Consider the following 24,813-nt stretch of genomic DNA (forward strand, 5'->3'; position numbering starts at 1 on the left):
GATCTCCGCATCAAGGGCTTTGACCCGCTGCTTGAGCCAGTCAATGTGAGTATCAATATCGGCCTGGGCCGTGCGGTTGCGCGCACTGTGGCGACGACGCTGCTCACTGTTGAGCATCTCAATCACTTGAGAACGCCGATGGACCAAGTCAGAGAGCGCTTCCTGATGCTCTGAGGCCAACGGTTTCGGTAACGGCTGCAGCGCCTCGCCAAAATGCGCCAACATCGACGCATCAATGCGATCGGTCTTGGCCAATCGCCCAGACGCTTTGCTAAAGTCCCGCGCCCGCTTCGGATTGATCACCGCCACCGCGATTTCATGGCGCTGCAAGACCTGAACCACGCCCCGTTCCATCCCACCTGTGGATTCCACCACCACCAGCGCGACGGTGACAGCCTGTAGTTCATTCAACAGCCTCTGCCATCCCGACTCGTCATTAGCCACTTGCCAGTAGCGTCCCGAGGGTCGCAGCGCTACGTCCAGCTTGGCCTGACTCACATCAATACCCACCCATTGCCGTTCTTCACTCGTCCCCATCACGCACCTCCTGAGGAATAGAATGACCATTCATCACTCGACCTTGTTCGATGCGGGTTCATGACCCTGGCGATTTTTCGAGCTGTTGACAAATGGCAGAACGGCGACCTGGACTAAATCTCGGTTTCTAGAACCGGGGGGAGATCGGTCTACCGTCCTGCTGCTTAAAATACAAGGGGGATCTCCACTTTTGCTACAAAAATAGGGCTTTTCAAACATCCTCTCAGCCTCAGATTCCGGATGGCTATTCAGCTAGCCGTTTTTGTAGATGGGGGCAATGGGCGCTTGCGACACCTGGCCCAGTTGCCCCACTGCTGTTTACCCATTTTTTTATGACGCGATCCCTACTTCGACTGGCTACTCTGCTGCTAGCCCCGGCTGCGCTGCTTATGGCGATCGCCTTTGGCTACCAGCCCGCCAACCCCATCGACCTAGCCGAGGCGTTGGCCAATAGTGCTCCAGGCGACACGGTGAATTTGCCCTCCGGCACCTACGAACTGTCGGCCCCCCTTGAACTCAAGCGCGGCACGGTGCTGATTGGGGCCGGGCCAGAAAAAACGGTAATTAAAGCGGCCTCTGCCTGGGCTCCAGGCCTGGAGGGACTGCCCCAGCAGGAAAACCCCGGCGCCTATCTGCTAAAGCTGATGGGCACCAACAATGTGCGCATTGCCGACCTCACCCTGACGGCCCCCGCCCTGCACGGCGCTATCTACGCCGATGATGCCAACCGCGTGGAGCTGAGCAATCTACAGATCAAAGATTTTCGGTGGAGCGGCGTGCGCACCTTTCGCATGAATAACCTCAAGGTGCACGACTGCCAGTTTATCGATGCTGGCGGCGAGGTGCAGTGGACTGGGGGGGCGCTTTTCACCAGCTACACGCGCAACTCAGAGTTTTGGAATAACCGCATCCAAAAATCTGAGGATTTAGACCGCAACTTCTACGGGTTTAAGGGCCAGGGGGGAGAGTCGAATCGCTTTCACCACAACGATGTGGGGGTCAACTTTTCCTTTGAGTCGCCCTTTGACAACGAAACCGGCATTGAAATCGACCACAACCGCTTCGATGGCGTCATCTCCATTCCCAAGTTTGGCGGTGGCCCGGTGCTGCGCAATGGGTTTTCGTACCACATTCACCACAACTGGCTAAAAAGCTCCTACGCCCTGGAGTGGACGCGCAACTCGGTTGAGGTTGACCACAATCTGTTTGATTTTGACCCAGATCATAGTGACGGCAACCTGGTATCTAGCTTTGGGGATGAACCCGCCCCTGGGCCAACCGACTTTCACGACAACCTGATCAAAAATCCGGGGCGGGGCATTTTTTGGGCCAACGGCGTTTACAACCGATTTCGGTTTCACAACAATGTCGTCAAGGCCGAGGGGGGCGATCGCTCCCAGGGACTTTTCGCCTTTCATCCGGATACGGACTTTAGCACTATCGTGATTCGAGACAATATCTTCGAGAGCACGGGCACCAACCCGCGCCCGCTGATGCGCAACGATGCCAGCTACCGGGCAACGGTGCAAAACAACACCCTGACCCACATTGCCGATGCGGGGCGCCTGCCCAACCGCACAACCGCAGCGGCCCGGGGCCTCGCTGCTCCCCTGAGCTTTACCGTCGGGGTCAATGGCGCTTACCAGGTAGACGGCTGGACGGCGCGCCGAGCAGGGGCAGCTAATTCTTAGCGAAAAAATTACCTATGTTAGTATGTGGCCTAAGTGTATCTGCCGACCTGAAATTCGCCATCAGCTGTGATTTGACGTTAGGTCAGGAGATCATACTGTGCAGTACACACCAGCACTGGTTAAAGACATTAACCCCGGCCCTGGAGCCTCTGCTCCCAACGGCTTAAGCGCCCTAGGGGGGCTGCTTCTGTTTGGCGCCAACGGCGGTATTGACGGCCTTGAGCCCTGGGCCAGCGACGGCACCGCCGCAGGCACCAGCCAGATTCAAGACATTCTGCCAGGGATGATGGGCTCCCTGCCCTTTGAGTTTGTTGCCCTTGGCAACCAGGCTCTCTTTGTGGCCAGCGACGACCAGCACGGTCGCGAGCTTTGGGTAACCGATGGCACTGCCGCTGGTACGTACCTGCTTATTGACCTGGTGGAGGGCAGCGGTTCGGCGTCTCCGGCCCAGCTAACGGCCAGCGATGGCCAGGTGTTTTTTACCACCAGCGCTGGCGAGGGGGGCAACGAACTGTGGGCAACCGATGGCACAGCCGCAGGCACCGGGCCAGTGGCCAACATCAACCCCGGCCCGATGGGGTCCTTTCCTAACCAGCTGGTTAGCAGCCAGGGGCGACTGCTGTTTTCGGCCTACAATGTGGCCCACGGTGCCGAGCTTTGGCTCAGCCGTGGCACCCCCGAAACAACCGAGCTGGTGGCCGATATCAACCCCGGCCCCCAGAGTTCTCTGCCCAGTGCCATCACCCCAGGCGATGGCGACAGCTTCTTTTTTAGCGCCGATGACGGCAGCCACGGGCGCGAACTCTGGCTCAGCGACGGTACCACGGCGGACACCCGTCTGGTCAGCGACATTAACCCAACAGGCAGCGCCAACCCCAGCAGCCTGGTAGCGGTCAACGGCAGGGTTTTATTTAGCGCCGACGATAGCGACCACGGCACCGAGCTGTGGATGAGTGATGGCGTTGAGACGAGCCTGGTGGCCGATATTAACCCTGGCCCTGGCGGTAGCGCGCCGCTTGACCTGACCAGAGTCGGCGATGCGGTGTTTTTTAGCGCCGACGATGGGGTAGCCGGGCGCGAGCTGTGGGTAAGTGATGCTGCCGGTACGCGGCTGGTGGCCGATCTCAACCCCGGCGGGGCCAGTGCCGCCCCCGCCAACCTGACGCGCGTTGGCGATCGGCTATTTTTTAGCGCCAACAATGGTGCCCAGGGGGTTGAGCTGTGGGTTAGCGATGGCACGGCCCCAGGCACTCAGCTTGTAGCCGATCTAAACCCCGGTAGCGCCAGCGCTTTCCCCACCGAGCTGACCTGGCTTGACCATACGCTTTTCTTTAGCGCCAGCGATGGCACCCACGGCACCGAGCTTTGGCAGATCGATGTTGGCCCTGGGGAAGATGGGGGTGAGCCAGAAGTTCAGTTTCAAGATTTCTCAGATACCTCGCCGCTGGTTTTCAATGGGGCGGCCAGTCAAGTCAGCGATCGCCTGCGCCTTACCCCGGCCCAGCGCAACCAGGCAGGCAGCGCATTCTATCAAGATGCCTTTAGCTTTGGGGCCGACACCTCCTTTGAAACCCACTTTGAGTTTGAGATTGGCGGCGGCCAGGGCAAAAATGGTGCCGATGGTTTTGTCTGGCTGCTGCAAGACAGCCCGGCAGGCGGCAGGGCACTGGGCAACGAGGGGGGAAATCTGGGCTATGGCGGCATAGGTAACAGTCTGGCGATCGAGTTTGACACCTACGGTGGCAAGTCTAACCCCGGGGATAACGGCAACGACAACCACATTTCTCTGCTGCGCGATGGGGATGTGCGATCGCCCCTAGCGACAGCAATGCCCGATTTTGATCTCAATGGCGGCGGCTCTGCCCACGCCTGGATAACCTATGACGGCACCTCAGACCTGCTGGAGGTGTTTGTATCTCAAATGGCTCAGAAACCTGAGACAGCCCTTATCGCCACGACCGTAGAACTAGATAGATTCTTTGAGCAGGGGGCATATTTCGGCTTTACCGCTGGCACCGGAGGCCGCGTCAACACCCACGATATATTGAGCTGGCAGCTCGATCTAACCGAGCCTATTGCAAGCAGCGGCCAGGCTCAGCAGGCCCTAACCGATAAGTAACTAACCTGAGTTCGGGATAAGAAAAGACCTTGGCAAAGCAGGCCCACTGTCCCCTCCTTGGGAGGGGTGGGTTGTCTATGCCAGCATAGCAACTCACCCTATCTAGAAGCTTGTATTTGGCCGTAGGTTTAACCCACCCCGCCCTTCGGGCACCCCTCCAAGGAGGGGACAGCGTTATCCCGAACTGAGGTTAAATAGGTCTGATTGTCGATAGGACCCATGCCGACTCCGCTCAATGCTCGCTCCGTCACTGGGCAGAGGGTTGAGCGGAGTCGTTTTGCTCCGCAACGCCATCGCGAATACGAAGTGTCTCCCAAAGGGAGAAAACCCGGAAACCTGGTTGACTGACAAAACCCTTGAAACCCTTATGCTGCCGTAGCCGTAGATTGGGTTAGCCTTAGCGTAACCCAACAAAACCGTTACTGGTGTTGGGTTTTCTCTCCTGGAGACGCTACGCGAACGCTTCGCTCAACACCAACCTACATCAGAACTTTTGTCAGTCAATCAGGCCCTAACCTGAATGACTGTGGCTATACCTCAAAGTAAACAAACCAGCAGCACTATTTCCTCACCAATCAGCATTTAAAGTTCAGGCTCAGTTTCATGAGCAATCGATTAAATACTGCGGAATCTACTTACGCCCCCAGAGATCGAATTGTTACTATCGGCGTGAACTGCTTAAGGTTTTATCGGCCCATAGTTATGAGATATTTTTGAGCGTTTATAGCTGTAGCCAGCCTGGTTCAGACATGTCTCCCATGAATGTTCAAACAGTTGAACGTTCATAGGGTTTCTGGATGCCCTAATCAACGTGACTATGGCCATCGCGTGCTCAAAAGATAAATTTCTGCAAATCTACCTTTCGTTTCGATCGATCTGGCTAGTTTTTCCTAGCTAGCTCTATGGCTTTGCGCGTAGCCAAGGCCTATTAGCTGTTGCCTATAGCCCCAGAGCCAGTTCAGCTTCAAGCTGAGTTCTGGCCATCTTCATCTGCCCAAAAAAGGTATCAAGACTGCTATTTGTATGCCCCTTTAACACCTGCTCAAACCCATGGACCTAGTATTAAACACGGAGCCCACGCAACCCTTTCAGGATAGTTTTTATCAATCTGCTACATATTCTCAGCCCGCTTCCCTGGGGGAAAGCATTGGCTCCAGGCAAATTGCCTTTGTCGATCGCGCAGTAGATAACGTTGAAACCCTAACGGCGGGCATTCAGGCGGCAGAAGTCGTTCTGCTCGACCCCAACCAAGATGGCATTCGCCAGATTACAGAAACCCTCAAGGGGCGGCAGGGCCTGACGGGCGTTCATATTATTTCCCATGGCAATGTCGGCAGTGTTTTTTTAGGCAATGCCCAGCTAACCAGCGACACATTAGCCACCTACACCGACCAGCTGCAAAGCTGGGCCGACAGCCTGACCCCAACCGGGGACCTGCTTTTTTACGGCTGCAACGTTGCGGCGGGGGCCGATGGTCAGGCGCTTATTCAACAGCTCAGCCAGCTGACTGGTGCCGATGTGGCGGCCTCTACAGACCTGACGGGGCAGCCCTCGCAAAAAGGCGACTGGGAGCTTGAGTACACCGTTGGCAGCATTGAAACCGACCTGGCTATTGATGCAACTACTCGGCAAAACTACGATGGCCTGCTCGATACCACTGTCAACTACACCGACTTTTCGAGCCTCAGCGGGCTACAGCTCAACGGCAATGCGGTCCGGGCGGGCAACACTCTCCAAGTGACTCCTAACACTAATGGCCAGGTCGGCAGTGCCTACCTGGCTACCCCCATCGCCATTGATACTGACACCTCCTTCCAAACGCAGTTTCAGTTTCAACTCTTGGGTGGCACTGCCGGGGCCGATGGCTTTGCCTTTGTGCTTCAAAACAGCGCGGCTGGGGCCAATGCCCTCGGCGACAAAGGCGGCAATTTGGGCTTGGATACTTTCACTGCTGGCGCATCCAATCAGGTTGATCACAGTCTAGCTGTTGAGTTTGACACCTATAAAAGTAGTTGGGACCCCAACGATAACCACATTGCCCTGCTGCGCGATGGTGATGTTACCACCGCCCTGGCCACAACTACAGCGACGCTGCCAGACCTCAACAGCGGCAACCCCCTCACCGCCTGGGTTGACTACAACGGTCTAACCAACCAGCTCGATGTCTATCTCGCCACTACCACGACCCGACCCACCGCCCCCGTGCTCTCCCAAACCCTCGATTTAGCGGCCTTTGTGGGCAATCAGGCCTTTATCGGCTTCGCGGCTGGCACAGGCGGTAAATTCAATGCCCACCAAATCAATAGCTGGTCTTTTAGCTCGAATGCTCGCCTAATCAGCACGTTTTCCCTGCCGGATAGCAGCCCAATTTTCGTCAGTGAAGGGGCCGGTGCAGTATCGATTACGGCGGCGCGCACCAGCAGCGCCGATGCTGTTGAGACGCTTGAGTTTACTACCAATGAACTAGGCTCGGACGACGCTGCCACAGCTGATGCTGACTACATTACCCCCACCCTAAATGGCAGAGCCAACACCGGGCAGGTTAGCTTTGCCATCGGAGAGACGGAAAAACCCTTTACAGTTGCCATTGCTGACGACACCGACGTCGAAGCCAACGAAACCTTTGCCGTAGGCATTCAAAACCCCAGTGCAGGCTTGCTGGGAGCGCCCCGAACGGTACTGGTTACCATCGTTGACGACGATGGCCCTGCTACGATTTCGCTCAGCAATGCAGCCATTACGGTCTCCGAAGCAGAATCGGCAGTTCGCATTACGCTGCAACGCAGCGGCGATAATTCTGAAACCGCATCGATCAACTACGCAACCAATAACGGCTCGGCGATCGCAGGCAGCGACTATACCGCTATTTCTGGGTCGGTTACTTTTGCTCCAGGTGAAATTGTCAAGTCATTCTTGGTGCCCATCCTCAACGATGGCGCATTTGAGAGCGATGAAACCCTGTCAATTAGCCTGAGCAACCCCACGGGCGCTGTTTTAGGGAGCCAGTCTACCTCCACAGTGACCATTTTGGACAATGACCTCACCTTTGGCAGTCTCACCCGCCAAACAGTGCTAACGGGCCTAAACCAGCCCACAACCCTAGACTGGACACCGGATGGGCGCTACATGCTAATCGCCCAGAAAAATGGTGTTGTGCGAGTGGCCGACAACGGCAGCCTGCTGCCCATACCGCTAATTGATTTGTCCAGCCAGGTCAACGATGTTGGGGACCGGGGTCTCTTGGGGCTGACGATTCATCCAGACTTCCCCAATACCCCCTACGTGTATTTGCTATATACCTACGACCCACCGGAAACCGCTGGAAACACTGGGCTAGCTGGCCCCGACGGCAAAGGCAACCGCCCCTCGCGGCTGGTGCGGGTTACAGTCAACCCCACCACCATGGTGGCCGACCCCAACAGCCTGGTCGTGCTGGCGGGCACCAACAGCACATGGGCCTACACTAGTCGTCCGGATGTAAATAGCACTGGCGATGTCTCGATTTTGCCCTCGGGTATTGTCAACGGCACCACCATTACCGCCCCCGCCGACCAGATTAATGTTGGCACTCAGGACAACGATCCCAATCGCTCCGGCATTCAAAACCAAAACATTCGCGACTATCTGGCGACCGATAGTTCAACCCACAGCATAGGTTTTGTAGATTTTGGTCCCGATGGGCTGCTGTACTTTAGCAACGGCGACGGCACTTCCTTTAACTTTGTCGATCCTCGTGCGGTCAGAGTTCAAGACGTTAATAACTTTTCGGGCAAGGTGCTGCGCATTGACCCAATTACTGGCGAAGGCGTGGCTACCAATCCCTACTTCAATGGCGATCCAGACAGTAATCAATCGAAAGTTTTCTATTACGGAATGCGAAATCCGTTCCGGTTTACCTTCGACCCCGTTACTGACCTACCCGTGATTGGCGATGTGGGTTGGAGCAGTTGGGAAGAAATTAACACCGGAACGCCGGGGTCTAACTTTGGTTGGCCCTACCTAGAAGGGCCAGCCAAACAGGGGCGCGGCTACGGCAATCTCGATCAGGCCATTGCTTTTTACAACAACGGCAACGTCAACCCCGGTAGCCCAAACCCCGAGGCAGCTGTGTTCCCCATTTTGTCGCGCAGCCACGGTGCGCCAGACCAGGCCAACGCCATTATGGTCGGCGACTTTTACAACAGCAACACCCTCATGTTTGGCGACATTATCAACGGCACCCTCTACGCGGCCACCCTCAACGCCAGTCGCCAGGTGACCAACGTTCAGGTGTTTGACTCTGGCCTCTCCTACGTGGTGGATATGGAGGTGGGGCCGGATGGCAAACTGTACGGCGTTAACCTGGTCTCCGGCTCTATTGTGCGGTGGAACAATAACGCCTAGGCGATAGGTAGGAGGGCCAAATTAAACCCAGCTAAGTTTTTGGGTTTTCTCCCTCCGGGAGACGCTTCTTGTTCGCGATAGCGTTGCGGACAAAACGGCTCCGCTCAACCTTCTGCCTAGCAATAGATTGAGCCTTGAGCGGAGTCAAAATGCGTCTTATAGATAATCAGACTCACTTGCTTAGAGGGCGTTTGAAACGTGATCTGTTGTAGCTTTAGCCACCGGCTGATCCCCCTGCCCTCCTAAAAAAGGGGGGTAAAAGTCCCCCTTTTTATAGACGCTTGCGGCTTCCCGCAGAGTAGGGGGATCTAGGGGGATCTCCACTTTTGCTACAAAAAATAGGACTTCCCCACCCCCCTATTAGAGCATTGGCCCAATCTGCATCCAAACTAAATCCCCTACGTTTGGGGGATTTAGTTGACGATTTGACCTCGCCAGCGATCGCCGAGCCATTCGCAATCAAAATATCTGGCTCTATCTGGTCAGGGCGGCCAAAAACCTCCCCCGCTTCATGCCAATTAGCAGGCCCCTCGGCTAAACACGACGGCCCCAATCGTTTCCCAAATTAGCGTCATATCGTGCCCAAGCGACCACTGGGCCTGGTAGTCCAGATCCATCTTGACAATGGCCTCAAAATCTTTGATGTGCGATCGCCCCTTGGCCTGCCACCTGCCCGTTAGCCCCGGCTTAACATTCAGCCGCTGCCAGTGGTGGGGCGCGTACTGGGCTACCTCATCGAGGGTGGGGGGGCGCGTACCCACCAGGCTCATGTCGCCTCTCAGCACATTCCAAAACTGCGGAAATTCGTCCAGGCTGGTGCGGCGCAAAAACCGGCCCACGCGGGTGATGCGAGGGTCGTTTTCGTTTTTAAAGATCAATCCCTGGGCCTGATTTTCAACCAAATGTTTCAGGTCGTCGGCATTGGCGACCATCGAGCGAAACTTCCAGATCCGAAAGGGTTGCCCCCGGTAGCCGCAGCGAATCTGGGTGTAAAAGATTGGGCCTGGGTTGTCGATCTGAATGGCGATCGCGATCGGCACCAGCAAAATTAGCAAAATTAGCATGCCGACCAGTCCGCCCGCGATGTCCAAACATCGCTTCAAAAATGACGTCACCGAGGGGTGAGTAGGCAACGCACCTATACTTTCTGGAATTGTTAGGGTTGCCTTAAGGCCAGACCAGGGGGCCTTAACCGGAGAACTTAGGCGGTGAAACATAGGTCTACCGAGAATTCAAACTACAGGTACGCCAACTGTCTAGGGGTAGCTGTGCTCCAGAAATTTAATGCATAACCATATCGACTCAGCCCTCTGCCTAAATGGGCGATGTATTGCCGTGGTTTTTCCCAGATTTAGGCTTGTATTAAAAGGCTACAGAGCTTTCTTAAAGCTTCCGGATAGTTATTTACGGTTGTGCTCAGCGTCAATCTGTAGGTCGGGTAGAACCTTAGCGGAGCCTAGCAAAGTCCACCGCTGTTGGGTTTCTACGACTACGAGAGGCGTCGATTTTTGATTCATAAGTAACCTCAGTTCGGGATAACGCTGTCCCCTCCTTGGAGGGGTGCCCGAAGGGCGGGGTGGGTTAAACCTACGGCAAAATACAAGCTTCTAGATAGGGTGAGTTGCCATGCTGGCATAGACAACCCACCCCTACCCCTCCCAAGGAGGGGACAGTGGGCCTGGTGCGTCACGCCAAGCGATGACGCACCCTACGATAATTAAGGCGTTCTACTTACGTGCTTTTAGCAACCTCCTTACGATATTTGGGCCAAAATTCTGACTACCTAAAACGGAAATACCAAGGGCGTAACGATCACCGTAATGAGCCAAAACAGCAGGTTGATCGGAATGCCCACCCGCATAAAGTCGGTAAAGCGGTAGCCACCGGGGCCGTACACCATCAGATTGGTCTGGTAGCCAATGGGCGTGGCAAAGCTGGCCGAGGCCCCCACCATAATGGCAATGACAAAGGGCATAAAATCGACCCCCAGACTCTTAGCCAGGGCCAGGGCCACCGGAAAAATCAGCGCTGCCGCCGCGTTGTTGGTGACAATTTCAGTCAGCAGCGTGGTAGCCCCGTAGACCAGCACCAGCGCCAGCCAGGGGTTGCTGTGGGCAGGCCCCAACAGTAGGTCAGCCACAGCCGTCGCCACTCCGGTCGAGGCCATGGCCTGCCCCAGACCCAGGGAGGCCGCAATTACCAGCAGCACCGACCACTCAACACTGGCCAGGGCCTTGTGGGGCGAGCAGCAGCCCAGCGCTACCATAACCACAGCGGCCAGAATAGCGGCATGGAGCATTGACATAAACCCCAGCGACGCCAGGGCAATCATGCCCACCATAGTGGCCAGGGCCAGGGGCGCTTTTTCGTGGTTAATAGGGGTCGAGTCTGGCACAATGCTGACCAGATAAAAATCCTTCGAGGAGCGGTACTGGGTCTCAAAAACCGGGTTGGCCTCCAGCAGCAGGGCATCTCCAGAGCGCAGCCGAATGTCGCCAATTTTGCCCCGCAGCCGTTCGCCATTGCGGGCCACGGCCAGCACAACGGCGTTGTAGCGGGTGCGAAACTCGCCTTCGCGCACGGTTTTACCCACCAGGGGGCAGGTATCTGAGACCACCGCCTCGGTCAGACAGCGCCCCAGGCGGGGCGTATCGAGCTTAAACACCTGGTCGGTGGCGGGCTGTAGCCCCCGCAGCCGATGCAGATCGACAATGGAATCTACTGCGCCCACAAACACCAGCTGGTCGCGATCGCGCAGCACCTCCTTTGGCCCCACGGCGGGAATCACCTGCTGGCCCCGCACAATCTCGGCCAGGTAGAGCCCGGGCAGCTGGCGCAGCCCCGCCTGCTCTACGGTTTTACCGGCCATCGGGCTACCGACGGGCACGCTCATTTCCAGGGTGTACTGGCGGGGGTCGTCGCTGGTGCTAAAGGCCGACTTGCGATCGGGCAGCAGCCAGCGCTGGGTAAACAGCAAAAAGAGGCTGGCGGCGATCGCACAGGGCACCCCCACCCAGGCAATATCCAGCATGCCCAGGCCGCTTTGGCCGGTTTCGGCAATCAGCAGGCCGTTGACCACCAGGTTGGTACTGGTGCCAATCAGCGTACAAACCCCGCCAAAAATTGAGGCGTAGCTGAGCGGAATCATCAGCTTGGAGGGGTTGATCTTGAGCTTGCGGCACCAGTCGCCCACCACCGGAATAAACATGGCCACAACGGGAGTGTTATTGAGCACCGCGCTGAGGCCCATGACCGGCACCATCAGCCGCACCATGGCGCGCTTTTGGCTTTTGGGTAGCCCCAACACCTGCTGCGACACCCAGGTCAACCCGCCGGTTTGCTGTAGCCCGGCCACCACCACGTAGAGCACGCCCACGGTGACCATACCGGCATTGCTAAACCCGGCCAGGGCGGTGTCGGTATCTAAAATGCCGGTAATTAACAGAATGGCCAGCCCCCCCAAGAAAACCACCTCCGCCGGAAGATTGGTCATGGCATTGGCCAAAAAGGTAGCTGTAATGGTGGTCAGGGTAAGCCATCCCTGCCACGACAAATCTATAGGAGTGGCCAGAATCAAATGCCCCAGGCCAACGGCAGCGATGCCTAGCCCGGCCAGAACTAGCCAGATTCCCAGGGATTTTACCTTAAACGCTAACCGCCATTGCCTAAGTTGCATGGTGCGAGGTCTCGTTGTAGTGAATCGCTAGCGGCCATTGTCCGAACGGTAGTCACCCCTAAACCAGAGCTTCTAACCGCTTGTGGGTTTGCAGGTAGGGCTGCAAGGCCGCCATCACCTTAGCCACGCTTTCCTCCAGGGTTTCCTGGTGGGTTTGGCAGTTGATGTCAGGGTTCAACGGCGCTTCGTAGGGGTCATCAATGCCGGTAAAGCCTTTGATTTCTCCTGCCCTGGCCCGCTTGTAGAGGCCCTTGACATCGCGCTGTTCGCAGACCTCCAGCGGGGCGCTGACGTGCACCTCAATGAAGTCGCCAATGCGATCGCGCACCTCTTCGCGAATGTCGCGGTAGGGCGAAATCGCCGACACCAGCACAATCACGCCGTTGCGGGTGAGCAGGTGGGAGACAAAGCCAATCCGGCGAATGTTTTCATCGCGATCTTCCCGGCTAAACCCCAGACCTTTAGTTAAGTTGGTGCGCACAATGTCGCCATCTAAAACTTCGAGGGGGTAGCCTTCTGCCTTGAGCTGTTTGGCCAGGGCATCGGTAATCGTGCTTTTACCCGCGCCGCTCAGCCCGGTGAACCATACGGTTACGCCACGTCGTTGCATAGGACTTCTCACAGTATTGGAACTATCAAATAACAAGTCCCCTCCTGGGAGGGGTAGGGGTGGGTTAGCCAAGTCAGTAGTAGGTTGGGTGAAACAACGTGGAACCCAACAAAGGGTGGTTTGTTGGGTTTTCTCCTCTGGAGATGCTCTGCGAACGCTAGCGCTCTACTCAACCTACAGCCTCAGGCGAGGGGTGCTTAGCTCACCCCAGCGGGTACCTGCATGGCTCGGGCTAGCTCAGCCGCCACCTCAGGGCGAGAGAACTGCGGCGGCGGCATTTCGCCCCGGCGCAGCATTTCGCGCACCTTGGTGCCCGACAGGTGTACCCGCTCCTCCGGGGAGCTGGAGCTGGTTTTGCTGGTGGCCATTTGCTCGGTGCGGGTGCAGTAGAAGGCGTGCTCAAACTTCATCGGCACAATGCCCAGCTCCCCTGGCTTAAACTCATCGAAGATGTGCTGAGCGTCGTAGGTGCCGTAGTAGTCGCCGACCCCGGCGTGGTCGCGGCCCACGATAAAGTGGGTGCAGCCGTAGTTTTTGCGCACCAGGGCGTGGAAAATGGCTTCCCGAGGCCCGGCGTAGCGCATGGCCGCCGGGTTAATCGCCAAAATCACCCGGTCTTCGGGGAAGTACTTCTCCAGCAAAATTTCGTAGCAGCGCATGCGCACGTCGGCGGGAATGTCGTCGCTCTTGGTGGCCCCCACCAGCGGATGCAAAAACAGCCCGTCCACGGTCTCCAGGGCACATTTTTGAATGTACTCGTGGGCGCGGTGAATGGGGTTGCGGGTTTGGAAGCCGACGATAGTCTTCCAGCCCCTGGCCTCGAACATGGCCCGCGAGGCCGCCGGGTCAATCTGGTACTGGGGAAACTGGGGGTGGGGCTGGCGCTCTAGCAGCCACACTGGCCCGGCCAGGTTGACCTCGCCCTGGCCGTACACCACTTTCACCCCCGGATGGTTGGCATCGTCGGTGCGGTAGACCTGGATGGCCTCGTGGGTTTTGTCATAGGTGTACTTTTCGGTCAGTTCGAGCACGCCAATGAACTCACCATTAGTGTCATCAAGCCGCACCAGATCCCCCTCGGTGAGGGCATCGGCCACCGCCTGAGAAACCGGCAGGGTGACCGGAATCGCCCAGGGCAGGCCGCTAGTCAGGTACATGTCGTTGACTACGCCAATATAGTCGGCCTGGCCCATAAACCCGGTCAGGGGACTAAAGGCCCCGATCGCAATCATCTCCAGGTCAGACTGCGATCGCGCATCCAGCTGCACCCGAGGTAAATAGTTGGCCTTTTCAATAAATGTCTGACGCTGTTCGGCGGTAGCAATGCGATTAATTAGCTGCCCGCCATGGGGGGCAATAGCAGATATAGACAAGCTCAAAATAGTCTCCTTTATATCTAAGTCAACAATTTAGAAAACATGGATCTTCAGGACCTTCTCAGGATAAATCTCTGCGGCCATAGGGCAAAAAATCTAGGTCAAAAAAACTCCCTATTTTAGGCTATATTTGGCCCAGATTCAGTAGAGCTTTGCAGGAAATCGGTTCGTCATAAAGCCCCAAAGCATCACCCCAGAAACGATTCTTAGCCTGCCTTCGCCAAAGACTCTACGACCTTTAGATGAGAATTTAGAATGCAAAATCAGGCTCTAGGGCGACTGTCAAAGTCTCTCAGAAAAAAGAGAGCGTTTGAGCTGTTACTTTCTTTTACAAGGTTAAGCCAGGCCTTCCGGACAACTTGCCGGGCTTATCCATACTTTTCCCAGAGTTCAGAAACAAATCAAGATTCATTAAAGATTTCTACATGATCTGGGAGAATCAGATTGATAGGCAGTGTTTCTCGATCTAGTAAATTACACCCCTGTTTTGGCCAATGGGAAGGCATTAATCATGCCTTTTAGCAGCTCCTTGCTTTAGCAAGACCAAACATTTTAAGCCCGTTTCCCTTGGGGTTAATTAGTCAAGTTCGCCCCACCGCATCGTTTAATTAAAACTCCCCACTCATCTGGCTAGCCCCACATTTTATTTGGGTGAGAGCGGCCCTTCTTCAGCGTTCTCTCTCCCAAAAATGAAAGTCGAAGGCTGAGGCATAGGGCAAACCTCAACTATCCAATCATCAGGCTCTCTCCACTGCCGGCCCGCAGGGTAGCTCGGTCTAATACACTCGTGGCGGCGTGGCCATTGAGCGTGACCAAGCCCAGAGCTTGCAGGTCGGCCTCAACCATCAGGTGCACCAGTTCTTCAAAACTGACCGCTGGCTCCCATCCCAGCTTGGCCTTGGCCTTGGTAGGATCGCCAATCAGCAGGTCAACCTCGGTCGGGCGCAGGTAGCGCTCGTCAAAAGCCACGTAGTCTTGCCAGTTGAGGTTGACATGGCCAAAGGCCAGCTCCAAAAACTCCCGCACTTCGTGGGTTTCGCCCGTAGCCACCACATAGTCGTCGGGTTCGTCTTGCTGAAGCATGAGCCACATAGCTTTGACATAGTCTTTGGCGTAGCCCCAATCGCGCTTGGCGTCGAGGTTGCCCATGTAGATTTTGCTCTGCTGCCCGGCCACAATGCGGGCCACGGCCCGAGTAATTTTGCGGGTGACAAAGGTTTCGCCCCGGCGCGGCGACTCGTGGTTAAACAAAATGCCGTTGCAGGCAAACATGCCGTACGACTCGCGGTAGTTGAGGGTTTGCCAGTGGGCATAGACCTTAGCGCAGGCGTAGGGGCTGCGGGGGTAGAACGGGGTGGCTTCGCTCTGGGGTACGTGCTGCACTTTGCCGTACATTTCCGAAGACCCAGCCTGGTAGTAGCGCACATCTATGCCGGTGCGCTGCCGGTAGTCGCGAATCGCCTCCAGCAGGCGCAGGGTGCCCATGCCTACCGCATCCACCGTGTACTCAGGCGAGTCAAAGCTGACCCGAACGTGGGACTGTGCCCCCAGATTGTAGATCTCAACCGGCTGCACCTCTTCGAGAATGCGGCGCAGGGTAGTGCCATCGGTGAGGTCGCCGTAGTGCAAAAACAGCCGGGCGGTGGTGCTGTGGGGGTCTTCGTAGAGGTGGTCAATGCGATCGGTGTTAATCGTCGAAGTGCGGCGAATAATGCCGTGAACTTCGTAGCCTTTTTCTAGCAGCAGTTCGCTCAGGTAGGAGCCATCTTGTCCAGTAATGCCGGTAATCAGAGCTTTTTTAGGATTAGTCATAGAAGTTAGTTGGGTTTATAAACGACAGCGGTTATGAGGTAATCGAAAGCAGATTGAGGGCAGGGGTATTCGTTGTTGCTTCCGTCTTATGGCTGTAGTCAGTCTGGTCAAGCCATTTCCCTTCAAAGCGTTCAAATGTTCGAACGTCTCTGGATGGCCTGCCCTAAGGGACTGTGGCTATGTCTTCGAGCTGAGCCATTTTCCTGACTCTCCACAGCCGTCAACCAATGCGCCCAAAGTCTTTAGCTCCGGCAAAGGTGATCTGTTTCGACTGCCGCCGGGTAAACTCGCTTACGCTGGGGTTGCCCATGGGCAGAATGACTCCTGTGGCCTGCCACCAAAGGTCATCAGGAACTACGCTCAGGGTGTACTGGTTGGCCTTTATTTTGTGGACGTGATACCAGCAGGTTGTCTGGCAATGGCTGCACCAAAAGGCCTCCAGCCATTCGCCTGCGATCGAGACGGTGCCCAGACCAGCCACCAGGGTGAGGGCTCGTTTGCGGCCAAATCCACGAACCTGCAAATGTTCTGGCTTGCTGGCGTAGAGCGGATATTTTTGGCTAACGCTGTCGAGGTAGACATGGTGCACCGGGCAAAGAATAGTTCGCCGCTTAGAGCGATTGCGATTGCGGGAGCGTTTGGGTGGGGTGCCAGGACTTTGCATCATCACAGGTTCCTTGCCTTTGCTTTTTATTAGCTACTAGCGGTTTGTCATCAATCGGGACGAAATACGCCAGGGCGGCAGGTTTTAACTCAGAATTAGCAATAGAGGCCTGACCATGACGCTGACGAAAGCACCGGGAACGGGCCGGGAAGTTAGTTTGAGCCAGCTGTGAGCGCACGCGGCATAAACAACTCCAGGCCAGCTTATCCAATGGTGGTTTTGACTCGCGTTTGGTTCTTCAATCGCAGTTCAGGCGCCGCAGGCGAAAGGTACACCCCCAGGCCTAATTTTTGATGTCTCCCTTTAGCCCATGCGGCTAGCCAGCATTCGGTTCAGCCGCCTGTGGACCCGAGTGGTGACCACCTGCTTGGCCGAGAGATAGACAAAGGGCGGAATAGTTCTGAAGTAGCGCTTCCACAGGCGACCTGGCTCCTGGGATAAACGGTAGAACCACTCTAGCCCCGAGTCTTGAATCCACTGGGGGGCATGCTTTTTAATACCGGCGTAGATGGGAAATACCCCGCCGATGCCGACCATGACGGCGTGAATTCTGTGCCGATGCTGGTGCATCCAGATCTCTTGTTTGGGGCAGCCTAGGGCCACAAAGACAACTCCGGCCTGGCTCTCGTTAATGGCCTGCACAATGTGACGATCTTCTTCAGGGGTCAGGGGTCGGAAAGGCAGTGGCTCCATGCCCGCAATGACGAGATCGGGAAATTCTTGATTCAGGCGCTGCCGCATACCGGCCAGGGTGTCATCATCTGTGCCCAGAAAATAAACTCCCATGCCCGTTGCGGAGGCCCGCTGGCATACTTCTCGCAAAATATACATGCCAGCTACGCGATCGTGAGCACTTTTGCGCAGCATGTTTAAGGTCCAGACGAGGGGCATTCCGTCTGGGGTCAGCATGTCGGCGCCCCACAGCACTCGGGCAAAGGTGGGGCTCCAGCGGGCTTCCATCAGCATATGTACATTGGCGACACACACCATTCGGCCCAAGCGCTGCTGGCCCCACTGCATGATTAGGTTGATCTGATCGTTGAACGAACTAGCAGCTACCGAGAATCCAAGAATTTGCTCGCAAACAAGACTGGTTTTGTTTGACATGATCCTAAGGGCTTAAAGGACAGCACGCGGTAGACGCCCCAGTAGGATTTGTCAGTAATGGTTATTTATTCAGGAGTAGAGGTCGGCTCTAGAAAGCCTTAGCTGGCTTCTACACCGAAGACTTTGCTAATGACGTCGCTCATATAAAAAAGTTCACGTATTGCTGAATATTTTGATCAGGTTAGCTAACGGCCTCAAAGCTTTGGTCACGCAGCACGCGATCGCAGCCCCGCAGTCGAGTCCGTTCTACGAACAAAAGACTCGTTCGCAAACCACACAAATGACCTGTCACCCAGCAGTAAAACAATTGTCGTGGAAAAACCCTGGAAGAATATGGCCCTGAGGTCAATAGGTAGATGCTTTAGCAAATCGTAGCACCTTTGAAAAGAAGGATGACATATTTCTCTACGGACAGAGAATCTCCTGAGTCAGGTTCAAGCTAGCTTAGCAAAACCCCTCCGGTATACAGAAATTAGGTAAACCTCCCCAGGAAATTACCGAGTTCCGCTAAAACCTTACGGATTTTACCTAACGCCTGCGGAGTAGTAATGAGACCTGGGGCAGTTTACCGGTTATATCATCTATGTCAATCTACTCAATACCACGGCTTTGGCCACTTAACCATAGTTCTCAATGGGTCTTGATGTTGGGATTAGCCCTGGTGGGTTTTGATGCCCTGCTGCCCAGTCCTACCATGGCCCAGCGCATGCCAGGGGGGCCAGAGGCATCGGCGCCCCTGACTAACGCTGCTCGCCCCCGACCTGCCGCCGCCCAAAATGCGCCCGTGCTCTCATCTCCACCGATCAATGAACCCTATACGCTGGGGCAGGGCGATCGCGTTCGCGTCAATCTTTTTCAGCTACCCGACTACAGCGGCGACTACGACGTTCAGGTAGACGGTACCCTCAACCTGGCCATGATCGGCTCGGTTGTAGTTGAAGGGTTGACCATCGATCAGGCCACAGCCCTGATCTCCAATCGATATGCCCAGACCCTGCGCCGCCCGATCGTGACCCTCAACGTACTGACCCGCCGCCCGGTCGAAATTACGATCGCTGGCGAGATTAACCGACCGGGCTCCTACTCTATGGATGGAGCCGACTACCCCAAACTGACCCAGCTGTTTGAAACGGCGGGCGGCGTCACCCAGAGTGCCGACTTGCGCAACGTGCAGATTCGGCGACAGCAAAATGGCCGTACCCAGGTTCTGACCGCCAACCTCTGGCAGCTCGTCAACGCCGGTGACACGAATCAAAACCTCAACCTGCGCGACGGCGACAGCATTTATATTCCGTCTACTCTGGTTCCCCTCGACGAAGGCCCTCTAATTGCCACCTCCAACCTGTCGTCCAATGCTGCCCAACCCGTCAACGTCGCCGTTGTAGGCGAAGTGTTCCGCCCCGGTCCCTACCTATTACGAGGAGGCGCTACCCGCACCGGCAGCGCTGGGGTACCCGGCGGCGAGCAGGGTTTTACCGGCAGCCCAACCACAGTGACCGATGCCATTCAGGTGGCCGGGGGCATCAAACCCCAGGCCAACATTCGTCAAATTGAGGTGCGCCGTACCACCCGCAGCGGCAACCAGGAAGTGTTTAAGGTCGACCTGTGGGAGATGCTCCAGGCCGGTGACCTGAGACAAAACGCCATTCTGCAAGAAGGCGATACAGTCTTTATTCCGACCGCGACAGGAACGGTTGACCCCGGTGAGGCCACCCGCCTGGCAGAAGCCAGTTTTTCACCCAACTCCATCCGCATCAACGTGGTTGGCGAAGTGCGCAATTCAGGATTGGTCAACGTTCCCCCCAACACGCCGTTAAATCAGGGCATTTTGGCCGCCGGGGGATTCAACAATCGAGCGCGGGAAGACGTCGTTGGCCTGGTCAGACTCAACCCCGACGGCAGCGTTACCCAACAGGAAATCTCCGTCGACTTTGCCCAGGGCATCAACGCCGAAAACAACCCGCTTTTACAGAACAACGACATCATTATTGTGGGCACCTCGGGATTGGCCAACTTCTCAGACACCCTTGGCAGCATTACCAGTCCCCTATCAAACCTGCTGTATATCTTAGGATCGCCCTTCCGGTTATTTAACTTGCTCAATTGATGCTTTGGCCCTGCCTCAGACGGCTCAATTGGCTCACTGTCGAGCCGATACTATCAACGCACACGCCTCGTCTACCCGAGTTCACACCAATACTTATTCTTAGGAATCAGGGATGAAAGCTCAAACCCTTCAACCGTCTCTCTTGTCATCGCCGACCCCAACGGTAGAACCCTTACAAGAGGGAGGGTTAGACTTTGGCAGTTTGCTCTCTATGCTGGGGCGGCGAGCGTTACTCATTGCGGGGGTAACGGTGACGGTAACCGCCGCCGCTGGGGTTAGGGCCTATCTCAGCCCACCCACCTTTTCCGCTGGCTTCGACATTTTAGTGCAGCCCCTCAGCGCTGAAGCTGAGGTAATTTCAGCCCTGTCAGATGTGCCCATTAACCGCAAAGAAACTGAATTGCCTCTGTCTGACAGGATCAGAATTTTGACTAGTCCTGGCGTGCTAAAGCCCGCCGTTGATGACCTGCGAGCAAAGGGTTTGATTGGCTGCGTTCCGCCAGATCAAGCAGCCCTGACCGGGATGAGTAACGAAGCTCTCGACCAACAGTGCTACAACCGGTTGAAGGGGGGAGTAAATACTCAGCTAGGCAAGAATTCAAGAATTTTTAGAACTACCTACAGTGGCGGTTCTGAGCAGGATGTTCAGTATATTGCTACGCTGCTGTCCAAAACCTTTTTAGACTATGGACTGGCATCGCGCAAACAGGATCTTCAGCTGGGTCTAAATTTCTTAAATGATGAAATTCCTGAAGCCCAAAAGCGGGTTGACAGCTTGCAGGACGACCTACAAAACCTGCGCCAGACCTATAACATAATTGACCCTAGCTCCCAGGGCGGCAATATTTCTGGCCAGATTAGCAGCTTTGAAAAGCAGTACCAAGATACGATAGTTCAGCTAGAAGAGAATGTCGGTCTCTACGAAGATTTGCAAAAGGAGCTAACTCAGCGACCCCAAGATACAGCGGCATCCCCTGCCTTGAGCGATAGCAGTCGCTATGGTGCCCTAGTTGAAAGTCTCTTGGCGCTAGATAGCCGTATCGCGTCCGAGTCAACTCTCTATCTAGACAGTAGTCCCAATATGCAGGTTTTACAGGAGCAGCGGCAAAATCTGCTAAAACTACTGGCTCGCGAAGGAGAAGTTGCCCAGGAGGAACTCATGGGCCGCATCGACCAGTTAGAAACCCGCGAAGCAGCTCTTTCGAAGACCCTTGCGTCTCTAGATGTAGATGTCAATGACCTAGCTGCAATCACCCGCCAGTTTACGGATTTAGAACGGGAGCTAACCCTGGCCAACAACAGTCTCAGCGATCTGCTGGTAAGGCGAGAAAACCTTCAGGTTGAAGTGGCTCAGCGAGAACTCCCCTGGGAGTTAGTCAACCCCGCCAGTGTGACAACCCAGGTGGCGAACCTGCAAAATAGTCTAATCCTAGGCTTTTTGCTCGGGTTGCTGGTCGGATCGGGGCTGGCCTTTCTGCTGGAATCACAGCGGGATGTGCTTTATACGCCTAAGGATCTAAAACGCATAACGCCAGTGCCGATCTTAGGCCTGATTCCCAACAACACTGCGGTCGATCGCGGCTACGACGAACAGTATTTGCTGGGCCTGTATCAACCCCAAACCATCCCCTCGGCTGAAGTTGTTCACGGCAGTAACGGCAATGGCAGAAGGGTCAAGAATGCTGCTGTTCCCAGGGATGAAATTTTTGCCTATCGAGAGGCCTTTCGATCGCTGGTAGCCAATCTGCAGCGGCTTGACGCTGACCGTCCACTCCGGTCGCTCGTCATTAGCTCAGCAGACAATCAACTGGCTGACTCGACTACGGCGGCTTATCTAGCCTGGGCCGCCGCTGAACTGGGCAATCGGGTATTGCTCATTGATGCAGACTTGCGTTTCCCGCACCTGCACGATTTTTTAGACTTGCCCAACGACCAGGGCTTTAGCAATATCCTGGCGGGGGAGCTAGATTTGAAAAATGTGATTAAGCGATCGCCTTCCGAGCCCAACCTGTTTGTGCTGACCACAGGCACGACCGAAATTGATCCAGCGCGGCTTCTGTCATCGGTCAAAATGACGCAGTTCGTCGCTAAAACCGAATCCTATTTCGACCTAGTTATCTACGACTCACCCCCGTTTGCCGAGTATGCCGACGCCGCTCTGTTGTCGGCAGAAACCAGCGGCTTAATCCTGGTTTCTCACCTGGGCACCGTGAAGTCAATTCAGCTTGAGCAAGCGCTAGAAAAACTCTGGATCGCTAAGATTCCATTAATTGGCCTAATTGCTAAAGAAGCCACTTCTAAGCCTTCATTGCTGCCGGTTTAAGCATGGAGATTATGAAATAATTGTAGTCCTACCCATGCCGCATTGTCATATTCTGGCATTTTGAGTATCGTAGTATGGAATCTAGGGTTTTGGGCTTTGTTTGCTTAGGCGTTCTATCAACAAAGCTTGCCTAATGCCAAACTAATGGGAAAGAGTGATTATGTAATCACTTAAGCATCTTCCAAGCTCAGGGGGCTTTATCGACTTATACGTCCTCTTTTGGAGTGAATTCATGCGGATTTCTGCTTTAGTTAGACTTTCGATTGTCGCTGCTGGCGCTGGCATGCTTTCTCTAGGTATTGTACAGCCGTCTCAAGCGGCCACCATTTTCTCAGACAATTTTGATTTTGAGAATGGTGGTGATGGTGTACTAAATTTTGCTGGGTTTAGCAATTGGAATGTTACAGACGGCACCGTTGATCTAATTCCTGTGAACGGAAACTTTGACTTCTACCCTGGCAACGGTCTGTACGTGGACTTGGACGGCAGCACATTGAATGCTGGCGTTTTGACTACTAAACAAGCCTTCGGGCCTGGCAATTACACCTTCAGCTTCAAGCTGGGTGGATCTACTGTTCTGGGGAATAGTAATCAGGTAACAGTTAGCTTCGGCAACTTCTCAGAGGTGTTTTCTCTAGCCAGTGCTGACCCACTAACCACCTTTACTCGTTCAGTTAGCCTGACTAGCTTGGCTTCTCTCAGTTTCTCTAACGGAGGAGGAGATAACATCGGTGCCATTCTAGATGATGTTAATGTTTCTACTGTTCCTGTGCCCACTCCGGCCCTGCTGCCTGGCCTATTTGGCATAGGAATTGCAGCTCTGCGGCGTAAGCAAGATGAAACCGGTGAAGAAACCGCCTAGTCTTTGAATAGATGCGGTGGTTTAGGCTTTTGAGAACCTATACTTACCGTAACCCCTGTTTAATTTGCAACTTCCGATACAAGCCATCTGTAAAGGTGGCTTTTTTTAATGAATAGTAGCCAAATACTCCAAGCGGATTAGCTATCCTGCTAGCATGAAGGGAGCGTCCGTACCTAACTCAAGCCCAACAATCCCAATTCCTGCATATCTCGCACAAGAAGTGATGTTTATCCTTTATATACAGAGACACATAGATTAATCCCCAACGATCGAATAGCAATGTTTCCACATAAAGAGAAGATTCATATATTCTGTTGCTTCTGTAAAGATAGGTAGCTCGGGGTTGTAAATTTGAGCAAATACTACCCGTCTCACTTAGCCTAGACGAGTGGGTGCTACATACGTCCCTTGACCAGGTATCGGGAGAGTCTGGAGAGTTTTACGCAGTAAATGGGTGTTTGAGCATCAGGGCTAAGTCTACCGCAAGTGCAGATACCACTATTAACTAGAGGGTTATGGTGATGTCTGATCCGCTTTGGCACTTCTGCAGCCCTAGCAACGTCTAACTAAAAGGCTCCAAGAAATAAAGCGAGGAGCCCCGTGCATTTATCCCAGTGCATCACATTTTTCATCCAAGAGCATCGCTGCCTGCACCCTTGGGTCAGGTATCCCTGATACACCATTTCATTGAACTAGGGATTGTTTCATCTACCGTAGCTAAATCTACCGCAGTTGGTTTGAACTAATCTCTACAGCTTGCTTAAGGATTTAAAGCAATGAAAACACTTTCTAAATTTGGCCTAGCTGTTGCGGGCGCAGCAGCAATGGGTTCAGTTGCTACTGTATTTGACTCGGGGGAGGCCTATGCTGCTACCCTCAATGGTAGTATTTCGTTCGGTGGCTTTTTGACTGGGGTTAACACTGGCGTCAATCCTACCTCTGATACTTTTAACTTTGGGGCACCCTCTGGTTCCACTGGAACCGGCGATTTTAGCGGAGTAACTATCAGCTCCCTGGTGTCGTCACTCAAAATTGATTTCTTGAGCGCCCTTCCTAGCTCGGGGACTACCACCTCAGGACTGTACAGTTTTGGGGCTATTCCCAACTTATTTACGTTGAGCAACGGTTTTACCTTTGCTCTAGACCCTGGAACGTTAACCAGAGACCGAACAAAATTTGGCAACCTCGTGTCTGTAGGAGGCTTCGGTTTCTTAACCGGCAAGTTTTTTAATACCAGCGGTGAAGTGAGCGGATTAGGTTCCCTTTCCTTTACCGGTGCGACGGGTGGTTCAGGTACCTATGGGGTTACTATCACGACTGAAGAAATTCCGACTCCTGTGCTGCTTCCTGGCCTGCTCGGCCTAGGCGTAGCTGCGCTGCGGCGCAAGCAAGAGGAGGATGAGCTAGCAGATTCCTAGGCTTATGCAGAAGTACTCTGCAAGCTTTCGTACAAGGTTTGCTAGTCGTCTCGTTGAATACTCGTAAATCACTAGCGTGATTTGTGTCGAATATGGGCCGCCTTTGAGGCGGCTTTTTCATTGTGTTG

At 54.7% G+C, this 24,813-nt stretch carries 15 protein-coding genes; 7 read left to right on the forward strand and 8 right to left on the reverse strand.

The window, feature by feature from the left end; translation table 11 throughout:
• On the reverse strand, positions 1-537 hold a 537-nt coding region (locus LEPTO7104_RS0104750), incomplete at its 3' end, for an IS110 family transposase (protein ID WP_040696071.1).
• Positions 538-869: 332 nt separating this feature from the next.
• On the opposite strand from LEPTO7104_RS0104750, the gene LEPTO7104_RS32800 reads away from it, so the two are divergent.
• From LEPTO7104_RS32800 to LEPTO7104_RS0104770, 3 genes are all read left to right on the forward strand, one after another.
• A complete protein-coding gene (locus LEPTO7104_RS32800; RefSeq protein ID WP_017297407.1) occupies positions 870-2,228 on the forward strand; it encodes a glycosyl hydrolase family 28-related protein in 1,359 nt (452 codons plus the stop codon).
• Between the two features lie 97 nt (positions 2,229-2,325).
• Positions 2,326-4,347: an ELWxxDGT repeat protein gene (locus tag LEPTO7104_RS36730; protein WP_017297408.1), complete on the forward strand. Its 2,022-nt coding sequence runs from the start codon at positions 2,326-2,328 to the stop codon at positions 4,345-4,347.
• Between the two features lie 1,050 nt (positions 4,348-5,397).
• Positions 5,398-8,730, forward strand: coding sequence for a DUF4347 domain-containing protein (locus tag LEPTO7104_RS0104770; protein WP_017297409.1), 3,333 nt, complete (start codon positions 5,398-5,400; stop codon positions 8,728-8,730).
• Positions 8,731-9,248: 518 nt separating this feature from the next.
• On the opposite strand, the gene LEPTO7104_RS32810 is transcribed toward LEPTO7104_RS0104770, so the two are convergent.
• From LEPTO7104_RS32810 to LEPTO7104_RS0104805, 7 genes are all read right to left on the reverse strand, one after another.
• A complete protein-coding gene (locus tag LEPTO7104_RS32810) occupies positions 9,249-9,947 on the reverse strand; it encodes a sugar transferase (RefSeq protein ID WP_083887003.1) in 699 nt (232 codons plus the stop codon).
• 566 nt (positions 9,948-10,513) lie between these two features.
• The gene (locus LEPTO7104_RS0104780; RefSeq protein ID WP_017297411.1) at positions 10,514-12,406 is read right to left on the reverse strand and encodes an SLC13 family permease; all 1,893 of its coding nucleotides are present in this window, start codon (positions 12,404-12,406) and stop codon (positions 10,514-10,516) included.
• A gap of 58 nt (positions 12,407-12,464) precedes the next feature.
• Entirely contained in the window at positions 12,465-13,016 is a 552-nt protein-coding gene (gene cysC / locus LEPTO7104_RS0104785; protein WP_017297412.1) for an adenylyl-sulfate kinase, read from the reverse strand.
• A 197-nt stretch (positions 13,017-13,213) separates the two neighbouring features.
• Entirely contained in the window at positions 13,214-14,389 is a 1,176-nt protein-coding gene (sat, locus tag LEPTO7104_RS0104790; protein WP_017297413.1) for a sulfate adenylyltransferase, read from the reverse strand.
• A 729-nt stretch (positions 14,390-15,118) separates the two neighbouring features.
• Positions 15,119-16,204, reverse strand: a complete 1,086-nt coding sequence (gmd, locus tag LEPTO7104_RS0104795; RefSeq protein ID WP_017297414.1) for a GDP-mannose 4,6-dehydratase — start codon at positions 16,202-16,204, stop codon at positions 15,119-15,121.
• Between the two features lie 220 nt (positions 16,205-16,424).
• On the reverse strand, positions 16,425-16,871 hold the full coding sequence (locus LEPTO7104_RS0104800; protein ID WP_225886926.1) for a hypothetical protein: 447 nt from the start codon (positions 16,869-16,871) through the stop codon (positions 16,425-16,427).
• A gap of 300 nt (positions 16,872-17,171) precedes the next feature.
• Positions 17,172-17,975, reverse strand: a complete 804-nt coding sequence (locus tag LEPTO7104_RS0104805) for a WecB/TagA/CpsF family glycosyltransferase (RefSeq protein WP_017297416.1) — start codon at positions 17,973-17,975, stop codon at positions 17,172-17,174.
• 643 nt (positions 17,976-18,618) lie between these two features.
• On the opposite strand from LEPTO7104_RS0104805, the gene LEPTO7104_RS0104810 reads away from it, so the two are divergent.
• The 4 genes from LEPTO7104_RS0104810 (at position 18,619) to LEPTO7104_RS0104825 (ending at position 24,685) form a co-directional block, all read left to right on the forward strand.
• The gene (locus LEPTO7104_RS0104810) at positions 18,619-20,082 is read left to right on the forward strand and encodes a polysaccharide biosynthesis/export family protein (RefSeq protein ID WP_017297417.1); all 1,464 of its coding nucleotides are present in this window, start codon (positions 18,619-18,621) and stop codon (positions 20,080-20,082) included.
• 112 nt (positions 20,083-20,194) lie between these two features.
• On the forward strand, positions 20,195-22,405 hold the full coding sequence (locus LEPTO7104_RS0104815) for a GumC family protein (protein WP_083887004.1): 2,211 nt from the start codon (positions 20,195-20,197) through the stop codon (positions 22,403-22,405).
• Positions 22,406-22,637: 232 nt separating this feature from the next.
• Positions 22,638-23,267, forward strand: coding sequence for a PTPA-CTERM sorting domain-containing protein (locus LEPTO7104_RS0104820; RefSeq protein WP_017297419.1), 630 nt, complete (start codon positions 22,638-22,640; stop codon positions 23,265-23,267).
• A 776-nt stretch (positions 23,268-24,043) separates the two neighbouring features.
• Entirely contained in the window at positions 24,044-24,685 is a 642-nt protein-coding gene (locus LEPTO7104_RS0104825) for a PTPA-CTERM sorting domain-containing protein (RefSeq protein ID WP_155523521.1), read from the forward strand.
• The last annotated feature ends 128 nt before the right edge of the window (positions 24,686-24,813 follow it).

It is taken from the genome of Nodosilinea nodulosa PCC 7104 (genome assembly GCF_000309385.1).
GTDB lineage: Bacteria > Cyanobacteriota > Cyanobacteriia > Phormidesmidales > Phormidesmidaceae > Nodosilinea > Nodosilinea nodulosa.